The organism is Rhodoferax sp. ZS1R25, assembly GCF_056521335.1.
This window is the reverse complement of the sequence record NZ_JBWMAZ010000003.1, coordinates 329,750-346,339: the sequence shown is the minus strand read 5'-3', so window position 1 is coordinate 346,339 and position 16,590 is coordinate 329,750. Positions and strand designations below refer to the sequence as shown.

General features: G+C 55.8%; 12 protein-coding genes and 1 pseudogene. 11 read left to right on the top strand and 2 right to left on the bottom strand.

What is annotated here, in order from left to right:
* The 10 genes and pseudogenes from AC097R_RS19500 to AC097R_RS19455 all read left to right on the top strand — a co-directional run.
* A pseudogene (locus AC097R_RS19500) lies at positions 1-1,296 on the top strand (hypothetical protein); the annotation flags it as partial.
* A gap of 115 nt (positions 1,297-1,411) precedes the next feature.
* Positions 1,412-3,424 carry a hypothetical protein gene (locus AC097R_RS19495; RefSeq protein ID WP_479599881.1) on the top strand — a complete coding sequence of 671 codons (2,013 nt, stop codon included), beginning with the start codon at positions 1,412-1,414 and terminating at the stop codon, positions 3,422-3,424.
* Positions 3,425-3,507: 83 nt separating this feature from the next.
* Complete coding sequence (locus AC097R_RS19490; protein WP_479599880.1) at positions 3,508-5,652, top strand: peptidase domain-containing ABC transporter; 2,145 nt, start codon at positions 3,508-3,510, stop codon at positions 5,650-5,652.
* Positions 5,649-7,007, top strand: coding sequence for an HlyD family type I secretion periplasmic adaptor subunit (locus tag AC097R_RS19485; protein ID WP_479599879.1), 1,359 nt, complete (start codon positions 5,649-5,651; stop codon positions 7,005-7,007). Before AC097R_RS19490 ends, AC097R_RS19485 begins: the two co-directional genes overlap by 4 nt.
* 382 nt (positions 7,008-7,389) lie before the next feature.
* Positions 7,390-8,382, top strand: a complete 993-nt coding sequence (locus AC097R_RS19480; RefSeq protein WP_479599878.1) for a glycosyltransferase — start codon at positions 7,390-7,392, stop codon at positions 8,380-8,382.
* Positions 8,383-8,399: 17 nt separating this feature from the next.
* Positions 8,400-9,260 (top strand): O-fucosyltransferase family protein, encoded by an 861-nt coding sequence (locus AC097R_RS19475; RefSeq protein ID WP_479599877.1) that lies wholly within the window; start codon positions 8,400-8,402, stop codon positions 9,258-9,260.
* Between the two features lie 153 nt (positions 9,261-9,413).
* On the top strand, positions 9,414-10,844 hold the full coding sequence (locus AC097R_RS19470; protein ID WP_479599876.1) for an FkbM family methyltransferase: 1,431 nt from the start codon (positions 9,414-9,416) through the stop codon (positions 10,842-10,844).
* Positions 10,841-12,061, top strand: coding sequence for a class I SAM-dependent methyltransferase (locus AC097R_RS19465; protein ID WP_479599875.1), 1,221 nt, complete (start codon positions 10,841-10,843; stop codon positions 12,059-12,061). The genes AC097R_RS19470 and AC097R_RS19465 overlap by 4 nt, the downstream gene beginning before the upstream one ends.
* Positions 12,062-12,064: 3 nt before the next feature.
* The gene (locus AC097R_RS19460; protein ID WP_479599874.1) at positions 12,065-12,424 is read left to right on the top strand and encodes a DUF4254 domain-containing protein; all 360 of its coding nucleotides are present in this window, start codon (positions 12,065-12,067) and stop codon (positions 12,422-12,424) included.
* Entirely contained in the window at positions 12,421-13,386 is a 966-nt protein-coding gene (locus AC097R_RS19455) for a GDP-mannose 4,6-dehydratase (RefSeq protein WP_479599873.1), read from the top strand. Before AC097R_RS19460 ends, AC097R_RS19455 begins: the two co-directional genes overlap by 4 nt.
* An 86-nt stretch (positions 13,387-13,472) precedes the next feature.
* Here the strand turns inward: AC097R_RS19455 and AC097R_RS19450 are convergent, their stop codons facing one another.
* The gene (locus tag AC097R_RS19450) at positions 13,473-14,288 is read right to left on the bottom strand and encodes a class I SAM-dependent methyltransferase (RefSeq protein WP_479599872.1); all 816 of its coding nucleotides are present in this window, start codon (positions 14,286-14,288) and stop codon (positions 13,473-13,475) included.
* Between the two features lie 98 nt (positions 14,289-14,386).
* Positions 14,387-14,704 (bottom strand): flagellar hook-basal body complex protein FliE, encoded by a 318-nt coding sequence (gene fliE / locus AC097R_RS19445; protein ID WP_479599871.1) that lies wholly within the window; start codon positions 14,702-14,704, stop codon positions 14,387-14,389.
* Positions 14,705-14,880: 176 nt separating this feature from the next.
* Between fliE and fliF the strand changes: the two genes are divergently transcribed.
* On the top strand, positions 14,881-16,575 hold the full coding sequence (gene fliF, locus AC097R_RS19440) for a flagellar basal-body MS-ring/collar protein FliF (protein WP_479599870.1): 1,695 nt from the start codon (positions 14,881-14,883) through the stop codon (positions 16,573-16,575).
* Positions 16,576-16,590 lie beyond the last annotated feature (15 nt).

Here is a 16,590-nt window from a genome sequence, read left to right as displayed (position 1 = left end):
GCTGCGATCGAGACCACCGACATCCAGGCGCTGAGCACCAAGCAACTGGCTGGCCTGGCCACCAGCACGGTCACGGCGCTGACCACGGACCAAGTGGTCTCGCTGACCACGTACCAGATACAGGCGATTTCCACGGCAGGAATGAAGGCGCTGACGACGAACCAAATTGTGGCAATAGAGACGACCGATATCGCGGTGCTTACGACGCAGCAATTGAGTGCATTGACAACGAATCAGACCTACTCATTTACAACGACCCAGGTTGAAGCGTTGCAATCCAATCAGATTTCCGCGTTTGGCACTGCAGCCTACCAATACCTGACGACGGGCACGCCCATCATCCTGGACTTGAACGGAGACGGTGTCAGAACGCAAAGCATTGATGCAGGCGTCAAGTTTGACCTGTTTGACGACGGTGCAGCGATCAGCACGGGCTGGGTCAGTGGTGGTGACGGATTGCTGGTGCTGGACCGCAACCATGATGGACAGATCAACGACGGATCTGAGCTTTTCGGCTCGGCGACCCGACTGTCCAATGGCGAGAAAGCGTCCGATGGCTACGCCGCGCTCAGAGAGCTGGATTCCAATCACGATGGTGTTATCAGCAGCGATGACGCGATCTACGGCGATCTGAGGGTCTGGGTTGACAGCAACTCGGATGGCATCAGTGGTGCGGGAGAAACCAAGACACTGGCCGAGTTGGGCATCGCCAAGATCAACCTCAATGCGGTTGCTGGCACCGGCACCGACAACGGAAACATCTTGGGTCTGACATCGAGTTACGAAACGACAGATGGCGTTACCCACGATGCGGCAGACGTCTGGTTCCAGGCCAACAGAACACCTGTGGCGGGCACCGGCTCGGTTGACAGCGCGATTGCAGCACTGAACACGACAACACCTGTCCCCACTTTGGTGGCAGACCCCGTGGCAGTTCCGCAGACACAGACGATTACGACGATCCAGGCGCAACCGGCGGTGGAGCCCGTGCCGTTGACCAGTGCGATGCGTGCGCAAGTGAGCAGCATGGCGCAGGCGATGGGATCCTTCGTGGATGCGGGCTTGTCGCAGTCTGACATGGCGGCAGCGTCGGGAGACGGGGCAACGCCTGCACCGACACTGAGTCCTGTGGCTCTGGCGGTGACCAGTCTGGCGGATGCGATGAAGCAGTTCGATGTGAATGGAACGGCGATGGGTAGCCCGTCACTGGGGGTGCCGACCACGACCACCTTGAAGCTCACCGGCATTCAGGACCCAAAGGCTGGGGATATGCTGACTACAGGGGGAAAGACCTGATTTGAAGTCTATGTGGCGAACCATCGGCTCACTGGGGAACGTAATGCAAAGGATGGCACATGCTCCTTTCATAGCCAATCCAGGGGCTGATGCGCCATGACTAGGTCCATGAACTATGTGGTTTCTAACGCTGCTGTTTGGATCACTGTTCGGAGAGAAATTATTTGGATCTTGGTCGGATAAGCTCTTTGATTTAGGGCGTTGGCTGGACGATTTGCTGGGTATTTCCAATGGGAGTACACAGACAGCCTCGACCACTGCGCCACCTGCTTGGTCTCTTACTACGGCGCAAATTGCGGCATTGACGACGGCCCAAATACAAGCGCTTACGCCTGCTCAAATTGCGAGCCTCAACACCGCTCAAGTCCAAGCTTTCACCACTACAGGCATTAGTGTTTTCTTGACCTCGCAGGTGGTGGCGTTGAATACCGCTGACATTGCGGCATTGACCACGGATCAGATCGTTGCGCTCACGACGTATCAGGTTCCTGCTTTGCCCACATCCAGTGTGGCTGCCCTGACCACCGACCAGATCGTCGCCATGGAAGTCGTGGATGTCGCCAGCCTCACGCAGAATCAGGTTGTGGCCCTGACCACAGCGCAAATTGTGGCGCTGAGTAGCGACCAATTCCCCACATTGTCGACCAATGAACTTGCAGCGCTGTCCACCGCGCAGGTGCGGGCCATTGAAACGCAGGACTTGGTGACCCTTTCAACGTCGCAAGTCGTAGCGCTCACGACGCTGGAAATCAGTGCACTCACAACCACACAAGTCATTGCACTGACCACCGATCAATATGCTGCACTGACGTCGGCCCAGCTCGCTGTACTTCCCTCGCTGGGGCTATATATCCCCACGCTGACTACTGCGCAAATTGCAGCACTGACAACAGCGCAAATTTTGGCGCTCACGACAGACCAGATCGTTGCTTTGTCTACTGGTCAGGCAATGGCGCTTTCCACCAGTGCTATACAGGTCTTGACGACAGACCAGATCATGGCTTTTGAGACGGTGGATCTGGAGGCACTTACCACCAACCAGATTGCAGCGATTACATCGGTGCAGACCACGGTTCTCTCCACCACGCAGGTGGAAGCATTTACTTCTGCCCAGATTCCGGCGTTTACGACCAATGCCTACCAATACCTGACGACGGGCACGCCCATCATCCTGGACTTGAACGGAGACGGTGTCAGAACGCAAAGCATTGATGCAGGCGTCAAGTTTGACCTGTTTGACGACGGTGCAGCGATCAGCACGGGCTGGGTCAGTGGTGGTGACGGATTGCTGGTGCTGGACCGCAACCATGATGGACAGATCAACGACGGATCTGAGCTTTTCGGCTCGGCGACCCGACTGTCCAATGGCGAGAAAGCGTCCGATGGCTACGCCGCGCTCAGAGAGCTGGATTCCAATCACGATGGTGTTATCAGCAGCGATGACGCGATCTACGGCGATCTGAGGGTCTGGGTTGACAGCAACTCGGATGGCATCAGTGGTGCGGGAGAAACCAAGACACTGGCCGAGTTGGGCATCGCCAAGATCAACCTCAATGCGGTTGCTGGCACCGGCACCGACAACGGAAACATCTTGGGTCTGACATCGAGTTACGAAACGACAGATGGCGTTACCCACGATGCGGCAGACGTCTGGTTCCAGGCCAACAGAACACCTGTGGCGGGCACCGGCTCGGTTGACAGCGCGATTGCAGCACTGAACACGACAACACCTGTCCCCACTTTGGTGGCAGACCCCGTGGCAGTTCCGCAGACACAGACGATTACGACGATCCAGGCGCAACCGGCGGTGGAGCCCGTGCCGTTGACCAGTGCGATGCGTGCGCAAGTGAGCAGCATGGCGCAGGCGATGGGATCCTTCGTGGATGCGGGCTTGTCGCAGTCTGACATGGCGGCAGCGTCGGGAGACGGGGCAACGCCTGCACCGACACTGAGTCCTGTGGCTCTGGCGGTGACCAGTCTGGCGGATGCGATGAAGCAGTTCGATGTGAATGGAACGGCGATGGGTAGCCCGTCACTGGGGGTGCCGACCACGACCACCTTGAAGCTCACCGGCATTCAGGATCCAAAGGCTGGGGATATGCTGCTCGCGGATCGCGGGGCGAAATAGCGGTCATTTTCGCCCCAATTGAGGGGTTTGCACCGGCGGTGCCATGTTGAAATAGTTGATCCCAAGTTGGGCTATCAACATCAATGGCAGATCGCTTTCCTCATACAACCATCCAGTGCCTCGCAGCGGTTGCACAGCACCACCGGTTGCCCATCAACCCTGAGCGTCTCATAGAAGACTACGCTCTGGTGGGGGAGGAACCGTCTGTTGCCACGGTATTGCGCATTGCGGCCGACATCGGGTTAAAAGCGCGGGTGGATAAGTTGAGTTGGGATTCTTTGTTGGCGCAGGGGGGCGTATTCCCAGTCATCGCCAGGATGGCTGACGGCAATTGCGTCATTGTGATGGCGGCCACTCCCAACGAAGGTGGACAAGTCGCTATCCTGAACCCTTTGGCAGACAATCCGACCGGCGTGCTAATGGTTGGTCGCGAACAGTTCAGCGCCCATTGGCAGGGTGAAGTGTTTTTCATGAAGCGGATCTTCGCTTCCACGGAGGCGAGTCAGCCATTCGGGTTTAGGTGGTTTATTCCCGAAATTTTGAAGCAAAAGACCGCCTTTCGCGATATCGCATTGGCTGCCATGGCCATGCACATCCTCGCCTTGGCATCCCCCATGTTTTTCCAGCTGGTGATTGACAAAGTGCTTGTGCACCAAAGTATCTCCACGCTCTGGGTATTGGGTGTTGGCGTGGTGATCGCTTTGGTATTCGACTCATTGCTCGGGTTTTTGCGACAAATTCTGACCATCTCCGCGTCAAACAAAATCGATATGCGGTTGACTCGCAGGACGTTTGCACATCTGCTGTCGCTCCCCATCGATTATTTTGAAACCACCACAGCGGGGGTCGTGACCCGCTACATGCAACAGGTGGAGCGGATACGTGCCTTTTTGACTGGGCGGATGTTTTTTACCGCACTGGACGCCACCTCACTGCTCATTTTCTTGCCAATCCTGTTTGCTTATTCGGTCAAGTTGGCGCTGATCACACTGGTATTCACCTTGATGATTGCAGGTGTGGTGATGGCTATGGTGCCCATCTTTCAGCGCCGTCTCAATGACCTCAACACTGCAGAAGGTCAGCGGCAATCCATGCTGGTGGAGACCATCCACGGTATGCGTACGGTCAAAGCCTTGGCGATCGAGCCAGCACAACGTCGTTTGTGGGACCAACGATCTGCTCAGTCGATCAATATGCATTTCCGGGTGGGCAAAGTGGCTATCACCGGCAACGCTATCACTGACTTCCTAGGGAAGCTGTTGCCCGTAGTGATCATCGTCATCGGAACGCAGCAGGTGTTTGATCAGACGTTGTCGGTCGGCGCGCTGATTGGCTTTCAGATGATCTCGGGCCGGGTTATTTCCCCGCTACTGGCCATCGTGTCGCTGGTCAACGAGTACCAGGAGGTGGCGCTGTCGGTGCGCATGCTGGGCGAAGTCATGAATCGGCCCTCTGAGGGGCGGGCGGGCGCGGGCGGGCTGCGTCCGGAACTGGCAGGAGAAATTTCGTTTGACGATGTGACCTTTAGGTACCCCGGTTCCAGCATTACGGCACTAGACCGCGCAAGCTTGACGATTCAGGCTGGAACCGTAGTCGGTATCGTGGGCCGAAGCGGCTCAGGCAAGACCACACTGACCAAACTGATCCAGGGCCTGTACAGCGTGCAAGAAGGCATTGTGCGGTTTGACAAGACGGATGCCCGAGAGATTGAACTTGCGCATTTGCGCCGCCAGATCGGTGTTGTGCTGCAGGAGAACTTCCTGTTCCGCGGCACGGTACGTGAAAACATTGCAGCCGCGAAGCCCGAGGCGCCATTTGAGGAAATCGTGGCAGCGGCGGATGCCGCGGGCGCAGCAGAATTTATTGAGCGCCTGCCACAGGGCTACAACACCATGCTGGAAGAAAACGCTTCCAACCTGTCTGGGGGGCAAAAGCAGCGGTTGTCGATTGCCCGCACCTTGCTTACCAAACCGCGCATCCTGATCCTGGACGAGGCTGCCAGTGCGTTGGACCCTGAGAGTGAATCCATTTTCATCAACAACTTGTCGCGCATTGCCGTGGGGCGTACTGTGATCATGATCTCCCATCGGCTCTCCACCTTGGTGAATGCCAATGCAATTCTGGTGATGCAGCACGGAAAATTGATGGATAGCGGCCGTCACCAAGAGCTTTTGACCCGTTGCCAGACCTACCAGCAGCTCTGGAACCAACAGACGAGCCACCTATGAGCAAGTGGTTCTCCAGCGACAAGTCAAAAGTCTCCAAAGGGAAGACGGCGATTGAATACCTGCCAGATGCGGATGAGCTGGAGAGGAGTCCTGTGCCCCGTTGGGCGCAAGTGACTTTGCGGGTACTGCTGCTGGGTGTCATTTCCTTCGCAGTTTGGGCTTCCGTGTCTGAACTGGACCAGGTGGTCGTCGCGCGCGGCGGGCTTGTGAACCCGCTGCCTAACGTGGTGGTGCAGCCGCTGGAGACCTCCATTGTTCAGAGTGTGGATGTGCGTATTGGTCAATTGGTGAAGAAAGGGGATGCTCTGGCGACCCTGGACGCCACCTTTATCCAGGCGGATGAAAACGTGCTTCAGCTGCGGCTGGATAGTTTGGAAACCCAGGCCAAAGGCCTGGAGGAAGAGCTTTCCGGCCAGGTCGCGGAGCGGTCCAAAACGGGCAGCACTGCGGATGACCAGTTGCAGGCCAATCTGCTGACCGAGCGCCGCGCCAACTACAAAGCCCAGCAGCTGAAGATTGCCGAGTCTGTTGGCAGGCTGCGGGCTGCGCTGGCTACCAATCGCCGGGACCAGAAGCTGGCCGCAGCCCGCCTCGCATCGCTCAAGAACATCGAGACCATGCAGGAGAAGATGGTGGCCCAGAAGTTTGGCGCGCCAATCCAGCTTATGGAAGCACAAATCAAGAGCAAAGAAGTGGAGCGGGATCTGGAATCTGTTGCCAACCGGGAGCAGGAGATCGTGCGGGAGCTGGCTGCGGCAGAGGCGGAGAAGACGGCCTTTGAAAAAGGCTGGCGCCAAAAGACTATGGAAGATCTGCTCAATGTCACGCGCGAGCGCGATGCGGTTCGTGAGCAAATTCAGAAAGCCGATAAACGCCGCCGGCTAGTCACGCTGACGGCGCCCGTGGATGCGGTGGTGCTGGACATCGCGAAGCTCTCGCCAGGCTCCATCGTGCGCGAAGCCGAAACCTTTTTCACCCTTGTGCCATTGAACGCCAAGCTGGAGGCAGAAGTCCAAATCGATTCCACGGATATCGGGTATGTCAAGGTCGGCGATGACGCCAAGCTCAAATTGGATGCGTTCCCGTTTCAGCGCCATGGCACTTTGGGGGCCAAGATCCGGACCCTCAGTGAAGATGCCTTCCGTAGGGACAGTTCTGCCAAGAGCAATGGCGACGTCTACTATGTGGCGCGCATAACGTTGGACGGCGCAGCACTCAAAAATATGCTGGACAGCGCCAGGCTCCTTCCCGGGATGACCCTGACGGCGGAGGTAATTGTGGGTAAGCGCACCGTGATGTCCTACCTCGCCTGGCCTTTGACCAAGGGTCTCGGGGAGGCCGCCCGCGAGCCTTGAGTGTCGTGCCTTGTAAATCGCCGTGGCGCGTATACCGGGCCGCAGTCGGTCGAATAACATTCGCTTTACCCGGCAAATCTGTGCAGTGCCGGCAAGGGGGCACAGTAGGATGGCCGCATGCAGTTTTCGGGCGATTGACCGCTATTTGCTATACATTGCATAGCTGCTAGCGCAGATTCGACGGGGGCTAGAGCTCAATTTCTATACTAACTTGCAGCACATGAATGCATCGCGACAAACACTGGTTGTAGAAGGCTGGCGTGGTATCAACCACTCGTTTGCCTTGGTCAATCAGTTTCAGCTGCTCGAAATAATTCGTCGGCAGGGGACTGATTTGCGGCATATCGATGCCCCGTTTCATTACCCACACTGGAATCGTACGGTGAATGGAGCCGGATTCCACGCCGTCGACGAAGCTGCACTCTCCAGTATTCCTGTAGCGCACGCCGGGGAGGTAGTGGATTGGCAGTTCCGTATCTTTTCGCCCGTGGATCTGCGTCCTGCCCACCAGGGGCGCAGGCTGGCTGTCTTTGCGGTGACCGAGTGCGGTCTGGATGCCAAGTACTTCGCCGCCGGTAGTGATATCGCGCAATTTGAGGCCTGCGGAGGCGTGGTTGTCACGCCCAGCCATTGGTCGCGCGACCGCATCATTGAGTTTGGTCTCCAGCCTGCCACGGTGCATGTGGTGCCCCATGGCGCCAGCAGCGATTACTTTCGACCTCTGGCGGCGGAAACCAATGCGGCCCAGCGGGCGGCCTTGGGTTTCCGGCCGGACGAGGTGTTGTTGCTGAACATAGGCGCCGCGATTTGGAACAAGGGTATTGACGTGCTGCTCAAGGGATTTGCGCTAGCCCGCCAGACGCGCAAGGATCTGCGTTTGGTGTTCAAGGACCAGCGCAATACCTACGGCATTTCAGGCGAGAGCTTTGTGCAGTCCACTCTTGCTGCGGTCGGTTTGTTGTCCAGTGATGTGCTCAATGCCATCACCCTGATCCCAGCCAACTTGACCATGGACCAGATGAACAGCATGTACAACGTGTGCGACTGCTACGTGTCGCCGTACAGGGCTGAGGGATTCAACTTGCCGGTGTACGAGGCCATGGTCTGCAACGTACCGGTGATCGTGACCGAAGGCGGCGCTACGGACGACTTTGCCCAAGGTCCTGGGGTGCGAAAAATTCGCTCCACCCTATACCGCAATGCCATGGTGCAAGACCGCCACGTGGCGGGGTACTGTGAGCCTGACCTCGACCACCTGGTGGAATTGCTGGTGCACACAGAGGCCAAGACGACCGCGGTGCATGGCCTGGCGCCGCCGCCCTCCATCCATGACTGGCGAGCCCCGGTGGACCAGCTTTTGGCGCTGTTGACCTAACGGAAATGCCCTCTCTTATGCGTTCTATACATATTTACTGCGACGGTGGCTTTGGCAACCGCTTCAACGGACTGGTAGCTGGACTGGCCATCGCCGAGTTGGCGGGACTCCATCCCATCGTTGTCTGGCCGTGCAACAACTGGTGCGGTGCCTCGTACGACGAACTGATTGCTACGCCTGCCGAAGTGGTGGAACGGGAGTTGTCCTCCTATGCCGCGGAGAAAGACCAATTCCTGTTCTTCACGATCGAAGATCATCTGGGCATGGGCTTCCCCTTCCAGTCGCCGTTACAGATGGCGAGTCTGGACAATGCATTGGACTACTTGCGCTCCAGCGACAAGGACGTGCATTTCCACACTCCACTGATTCCCTCCTTTTTGGATACCGGTGTGGTGCACGCCCAGGTGCGCGCACTGCAGTTTCAGCCGGCTCTGGTGGCCCAGGCCCAGGCGTTCATGGCCAGCCGCAACTTGTCGGAGTACTTCGGCATCCATATTCGCAAGACGGACTTTGGCAGCAACGGCTCGGACGATGCCAACCTCTACCAGCTGGTACATGATGTGCCGCACAAGCAGTTCTTCGTGTGTTCCGATGACAAGGATGTGGAACAACGCTTTGGCGCGCTGCCCAATGTGGTGATGTACCCCAAACGCGCCTATGTGGAAAAGCTGGTGGATGGTACCTGGAACACCCCCACGGCCGATCACAGTGGCCGTGTGTACGCCTGCAACGTGAACCGCAATGCCATCAGCGTGGAAGATGCATTGATCGACCTGCTGGTGCTGTCCCACTCGCAAATTGTGAGTACGTCCAACAGTACATTCCGGAACACGGCGTTGCTGCTGCAGTCGGTCCGACGCGCGGCCGCGGCGCTTTGAGTGGCCGAATAGAGCGATTCAGTGGTGCATGAAGGTTTTAAAAACACGACCGATCATCGAATGGCTGCTGGGCAAGCCATATTATTTTAATTAGGAGTGCGCATGAGAAAAAAATTGCTTTTTGTCAATGATTGGCATAACGGAGACATTCATATGTCTCGCCCCTACATTGTTGACATCATGTCATTCGTGCCCGATTGCGATTTCTTCTATTTTCATAAGAATAACAAGAATATTCTTGCTGATATCGAAGGACTGACGTTCTCGTCTGAAAGAATTGCAGCCGATATTGTTATCAATACCTGGATAGGTCAGTACCTGTATGCTGGCCGGGCTGACCTGTATTCGGGTTGCAATTTTCAGGGCTACCACCAAGTAATGACCGAGGTCTATCGGCAGAACGGATGGTTGGATCGGCTCAAGGACGTGACGTATTACATGCCACGTATCGATTATAAAAAACTGGATACCGCAAAGATTGATGCTTTCTTTCGTCAAAATCAAAAGCCTTCGATCTTGATTTGCAACAATGAAACCAAATCGGGGCAATCGCAGGAGCTGGATTTTTCTCGGATCATCCGTGAAGTAGCGCTTGCCAAGCCAGACGCCAATGTTTTTGTGACAAACCCGGATTCCACCATCGCAGATCTGGCCAATGTTTATTTCGTAGGTGACTTCACCAATTATGAAAAGACAGGGTTTGATCTGAATGAAATCTCTTATCTTTCCACGTTTACGCAGCTGATCTTCGGTAGATCGTCTGGCCCCTATAGCTTTTCGGTGGTGGATGAGAATGTCGTCAGCAACCGGTATGTTTGTGTCACCAATAATGTTCGTGATGTTTGGAACATGCCAGGAATCGGCTACGTTATATGGACCAATACTGCTGATCCGGTGGTCTTGGTGAAACTTCTCTCGGACGAGTTCGAAAAGGCGAAGCATCTGCGCAAGCAGAAAGACATGTTCTTCGGGCAATTCAATCCGCCAGTGGATTTCTTTATCAAGCAATACTTTCCCAACGGGCATGTTGGGCGTTGCATTGAAGTGGGCGCTGTCGACGGTGTATTCCTTTCGAACACTTACCATTTTGAATTGAATGGATGGGAATCCTTGTGCGTTGAGCCCATTCCCAAGTACTTCGAATCTCTGCGCCGCAACCGGAAAAATGCGGTTTGTTTTGCTGCGGCCAATGAGAATTCGGATGACACGGAATTCACGGTCTTCACCATGGCGAATTCCAACCAGTCCTCCGTGAGTGGGTTGGCGGTGGACACTCGCTTGCTGGAAGCGCATGAGGTCTATAAGCCCATCAAGGAAACCATATCGGTCAAGACCAGGCGCCTAGATTGGATTATCGACAACCACTTCAAAGGTGGTCCCATCGATTTCATTTCGATTGATACCGAAGGCAATGAGCTGGAAGTCTTGAAATCCATCGACCTTGACGCGTATGGAGTCAAGCTGCTGATCATTGAGAATAATTACAATGATCCGGTCATTGAACAGTACCTGAGTGGCTTCGGATGGCGCAAGGATAAACGCGTCGAAGTCAACGATTTCTACATTAAAGGAGCAAAGCAATGAGTGAACTTTTTTCCCTGGGAGAGTTGTATGTCTCCGACTTTCTGGCTCCTCAAGAGACTCCCCGGGGTGTTCCTGTTGAGATGAAACTTATCTTCAACGAGGAATATGGAAATGTTCGGTTGCAGGAGATTGCACCTCAGGAAATCATGTACGGAAAGTACTGGTACCGCTCCGGCCTGAATAACACGATGAATGAAGAGTTGCGCGGTATTGTTCAATCCATCTGCAAGTACATCAAGTACAAGGAAAATGATTTGTGGATTGATATTGCCTGCAATGATGGAACGCTGCTGAGCCACGTGCCTCAAGGCTTTATCAAGGTTGGCATAGATCCGGCCGACGATTCCTACCGCAATGAATCCAGCAAAGTTGCGGACCTGATCATTCAGGACTATTTCACTGCATCGGTTTTCAAGCAATCCAAGTTTGGAGGCGAGAAAGCGAAGGTTGTTACTTCCATCGCCATGTTCTATGACCTGGAAGACCCTGTGTCTTTCGTCAAGGATGTCAATGAAGTGCTGGATGCTGACGGCCTTTGGGTTTTGCAGCTGTCCTATACGCCGCTCATGCTCCAGCAGGTGGCGTTCGACAATATTTGCCACGAGCACGTTTACTACTATGCCTTGAAGGATCTCGCTAAGGTCTTGGCCTTGGGTGGGTTTGAAGTCGTGGACGTGGAGCTGAACGACGTCAATGGCGGTTCCTTCCGTGTCTACGCCATGAAGAAAGGGGCGAACAAAAGCTCCTTCGGTACCCAGCCTTGCAGAGACGTGGCGCAATTCCGCGTCGCGTCGCTTTTAGCCTATGAAGAGGCTGGCGAATTCATGACGAAGAAATCGTGGGGCGCATTCTTTGACAAAATTACTGCGCTCAAAGAGGACGTCCGCAAATTCATCCTGCAAGCCAAGTCAGAGGGGAAAACTGTCTGGGGCTATGGTGCGTCCACCAAAGGAAATACGTTGCTGCAGTATTTCGGACTGGACCACACCATGATTGATGGTATCGCCGAGCGAAGCGTTCATAAATATGGACTGAAAACCGTCGGGACCAATATTCCGATTTACTCGGAAGCGGAGATGCGAAGAGTGTCACCAGACTACCTCTTGGTCTTGCCATGGCATTTCATCAGTGAGTTCAGAGAACGGGAGCGAGACTATCTGCTGAAGGGTGGGAAATTCATTGTGCCTTGTCCAAAATTTGAAATCATAGGAGCGTGAGAGATGGAAACTTTGGGTGGATTGATTGATAAATTGTCGGTGGTAAATATCCGTATTTGGTTTGCAGAAGACATCAAACGGGGTAAAGAGGCCACAGACAAGCAAATCGCGGATGCCTGCAAGGTTACCAATGTGGCCAATTCGCAGCGCAATGACTTGATTCAGGAAATTGATGAGCTCATCAATCATTTGGTCACCACTGGCGCGCCGCAGCGACTGTACAAACAAGGTGCCACCAAGTTGTATGGCGCGGAAGGGCCGGGATTCAGCAGACTTGATGCGGCGAAGTTGGCCTCTGGCAACTCCGCTGTCGGCAACGACGCAGAACCCGACTCCGAGGCGACGGACGCGAAACAAGAATGACGCGTTTGCGACGAGCCTTGGTTCTTGGGGCCAACGGCCAGGATGGCAGCTATCTGGTTGACCATTTGTTGGTAGAGGGTTGGGAAGTCGCCGGGGTGGGGCGGCAGGAAGCGTCCCGCCGGGACGCTGAATTCGAGAGCAACTATCGTTACTTCCAGGCTGATATCGCTGACCAGCGATGCGTCTTCGATCTGCTTTCAGAGCTGTCGCCCGACTATGTTTTTCATGCAGCGGCCACGCACGGAATGGCCGGGTTTGTGTATGAAGATGTTTGGGACACAGTCCTTCAGGTCAATACCCAATCGGTGCTGGCAATCCTGGAGTACCTGCGCAGAAACAATGGCTGCGGTCTTTGCTACATCAGTTCATCCAAGGTGTTCGGCGCCCTGGATGGGGCGCAAATCAACGAGGCGTCCGCAAAATATTCGAATTGCCTGTACACCATTTCGAAGAACACATCCCAAGATCTCATTCGCTATTACAGGGCAAAGCATGCGGTAAAGGCCTCGGTCGTCTGGACGTTTAACCATGAGTCTCCCAGAAGGGGGGGCGAGTATTTCATCCCTCGCCTTGCAAAGGCAATAGTTAACGCGGAGTCAAAGCCTTCGCACTATGAAACATTTGAGCGGCTGGGTTTTTGGGGCAATTGGGGTTCAGCATCTGAATACATGAAGATCCTCGTTGATTTGGCGGGGCAGCAGGTATTTGATGATTTCATCCTTGCATCGACCCATACAGTTTGGGCCGAGCATCTGGTGCAAGAGCTGTTTGCGGCGCGTCACCTCGATTGGAAAAGCCACATCCGCGTCAAGATGCCAAGTGAAGGAATCGACTCACCTCCATTTTCGGTCGATTTGTCGAAAATCAAACAATTGAATGGTCGCCCACCTATCCAGAGTGCGCGCGATGTGACTGAAGAGATTGTCCGGTCATTGCAGGTGGGGCAGCAAAGCATCAACTGACCAACGCCAGACCTGAGCCCGAGTGTTTAGTCGAACAACCCGCTTTGGGTGCTCAGGCCTTTTGGGATGGTGTTTGACCTGGTTGTTTAGCGCTTTATCGCGAAAAACGTATGGGAGTGGAATCGTTGATGCAGGCCACCGGTTTGGCCATCTTCAATGATTTCCAGGATTTCTAGTCCGTGGATCTGTAGCAGTTTCAGGATGAATCGCATGGGCAGGCAGTGGAGACTCCAGCTTTCAAATGCTTCTTTGTGCAGGTTCAAGTGAAATGGGATTTGGTAGCCGTATCCGGGATTGAAAGTCGCAGTCTGGAAGAACGCCACACCGCCGGTATTGATGTTGCGCAGAATGCAATCCAGCAGGTAGTACTGGACTGGTGGTGGATTGTGTTGCAACACAATCACCGAGAGGAAGGCATCGATTTTGCGCACGGATTCAATGTGCCCGGGCGACTGCAGTAGCAGGCGCTCTACATTTGTTATTCCTGCGGCATCCAGGCGTTTCTCACACTGCGCCAAGTTTCCAGGAGAGATATCCGCGGCGACAACGCGTTCAAACAATGGCGAAAGAGGCTTGGTAATCCGGCCAACGCCACAGCCCAGCTCTAAACATTTGCCTTTGGGCAGCGCCACTTGATTCCGCTCGGCAACTACCTGCAAACGACGGACGACCTCTGTGCCAGAGGCCTCCAGAAGATGCATGTTTTCCTCGATGTTGTCTTTCATGAACTTCTCGTCCGACAACACCGAAGCAAAGGGTTCACTCTCACCGTAGCCGGTCCATTGGGTCTGGATGCGGTCGAACAAGGCCCGGTGCTCGTCAGGGCTCATGTGCACCTGTACAAACCGCTCTTCGTGGTCAAAGCTGGTGGCAAGGAAGTGCTGAATCAGGCGCTCTGACATGCTGATCTCCGAGAAATTATGCTATCGAAATGGTAGCTGCTTGCGCATATTTTACGAGGGCTAGCTGCCTATTTCGTGTGAACTGAAGGGGCGTGCGCCTACACCTGCATATTCATGATGTCGGTATACGCCTGCACCATGCGGTTGCGCACATGCAGCGTGGCCTGGAAGCCGATCTGGGCTTTCTGGATGGCTACCATGGTTTCCTCCAGGCTGACCTTGGGATTCTCCATCTGCACTTCCTGCTGCAGGCGGGTGGATTCATTTTGGGCCGCGCTGACCGAGCTCAGGGCGCTTTTCAGCGCCCCTGAGAAGCTGCCTCCCACCCCATCCGTCGCGGCAGACGCCGCAGGCCGCACCCCGGTGTTGGGGCGGATTGTGGTGGGCATTGATACTGGATTGAGTTTGAGGTCCATACTGCTTCTCCCTTGGAGATTGGGGTGCAGCGATCCTATAACCGGGGGTGACGCAGCATTATTTTGAATTGGTGGGTAAAGCGGGTGCTTATCGTCCTAATGTTTTCGGGGGTGGGTCGAATAATCAAGCCCATTCAAGAGGCGAACTTGCGCCCCAACGAGCTGGAAACACCCACATGCCTGCAGTAGCCACCATCCCCGTGAACCCGACCATAGGCCAGCGCCTTGCTGCCTTGGACCAGGGGCAGCGGCTGCGCCTGGCGCTGGGGGTGGTGTTGTTTGTCGCCATTGGCGTGGTGGGTCTGGTCATGGGCCGCCAAGCCGAATGGCGCGTGCTGTATTCCAACCTGGCGGACAAGGATGGTGGCGCGGTCATTTCCCAGCTCACCACACTGAACATCCCCTATAAATACACCGAAGGCGGCGGCTCCATCCTGGTGCCCGCAGACCGGGTGCACGATGTGCGCCTGAAGCTGGCGTCATTGGGGCTGCCCAAAGGCTCGGTCAATGGCTTCGAGATGATGGAAGCCAACCGCTTTGGCATGACGCAGTTCCAGGAGCGCTTGACCTTTCAGCGCGGTTTGGAGGGGGAGTTGACCCGCTCCATCCAAGCCCTGTCGTCCGTGTCCAGTGCCCGTGTGCACCTGGCCTTGCCCAACCAGAACGGTTTTTTTCGCGAACAGCAAAAACCCTCCGCATCGGTGTTGCTGAGCCTGCACCCCGGCCGCACCCTGGACCGCACCCAGCTCGCAGGCATCGTGCACCTGGTGGCGTCCAGCGTGCCTGAAATGAACCCCTCGGCCGTCAGCGTGCTGGATGACACCGGCAAGCTGCTGTCCCAGACCGACGGCTCGGGCTTGGCCGGCGTGGATGCCGAGCAATTGCAGTATGTGCAACAAATAGAGCAGCTCTATAGCCGCCGCATCCTCGATATGCTGGAGCCGCTGGTGGGCAAGCAAAACGTCAAGGCCCAGGTCACCGCAGAGCTGGACTTCTCCCAGACCGAATCCACCACCGAATCGCACAAGCCCAACCAGACCCCGAATAGCAGCGCCGTGCGCAGCCAGCAGCTGGTGGAGAGCACCAATGGCTCGCAGTCCGGTCCGCCCTCTGGCGTACCGGGTGCCACCACCAACCAGCCACCGGCCCAGCCCTCGGCCCCTATCAATGGCCAGCCTCAGACCGTCGCCGCCAGCGGCCAGTCGGGTTCGGGCACGGGGTCCGGTTCCTCGTCCAAGAAAGAGTCCATCATCAATTACGAGGTGGACAAGACGGTGCGCGTGGTCAAAGGCGCCACGGGTGTCATCAAACGCATCAATGCCGCGGTGGTGGTGAACAACCAGAACTCCATCGACGATAAGGGCAAGACCACCAGCACGCCGTTGACCGAAGCCCAGATCGAAAAAATGACGGCGTTGGTCCGTGAATCCGTGGGCTTTAGCCAGGAGCGCGGTGACTCGGTCAATGTGGTGAACGCGGCCTTCGCGGCGGACAAGGTGGACGCCACGGACATCCCGCTGTGGCGTCAACCCGAAGTGGTGGATCTCGCCCGCAGCATGGCTTGGCCACTCGGCACCTTGGGTCTGGCGGCTTTGGTGTTGTTGGGCGTGATTCGTCCCGCCATGAAGTCCCTGGCCCAACCGCCGCGTGGTGCCGATCTCGAGCTGGACCGCTCCGGGCAGCTGGACGCGCTGGAGGCTGACCAACCGGATCGCCCACAATTGACCGGCTACGGCACCGCGTCTACCGACCCCGCGCAGGCCACGGCTGCCGAGCTGCGCCTCGAAGACGCCCGCAAGCTCACCCGCGACAACCCTGCGGCGGTGGCCAATATTGTCAAAGCATGGATGAGCGGAGAAGCACCGGCCTAACGGGCGGAGCAAAAT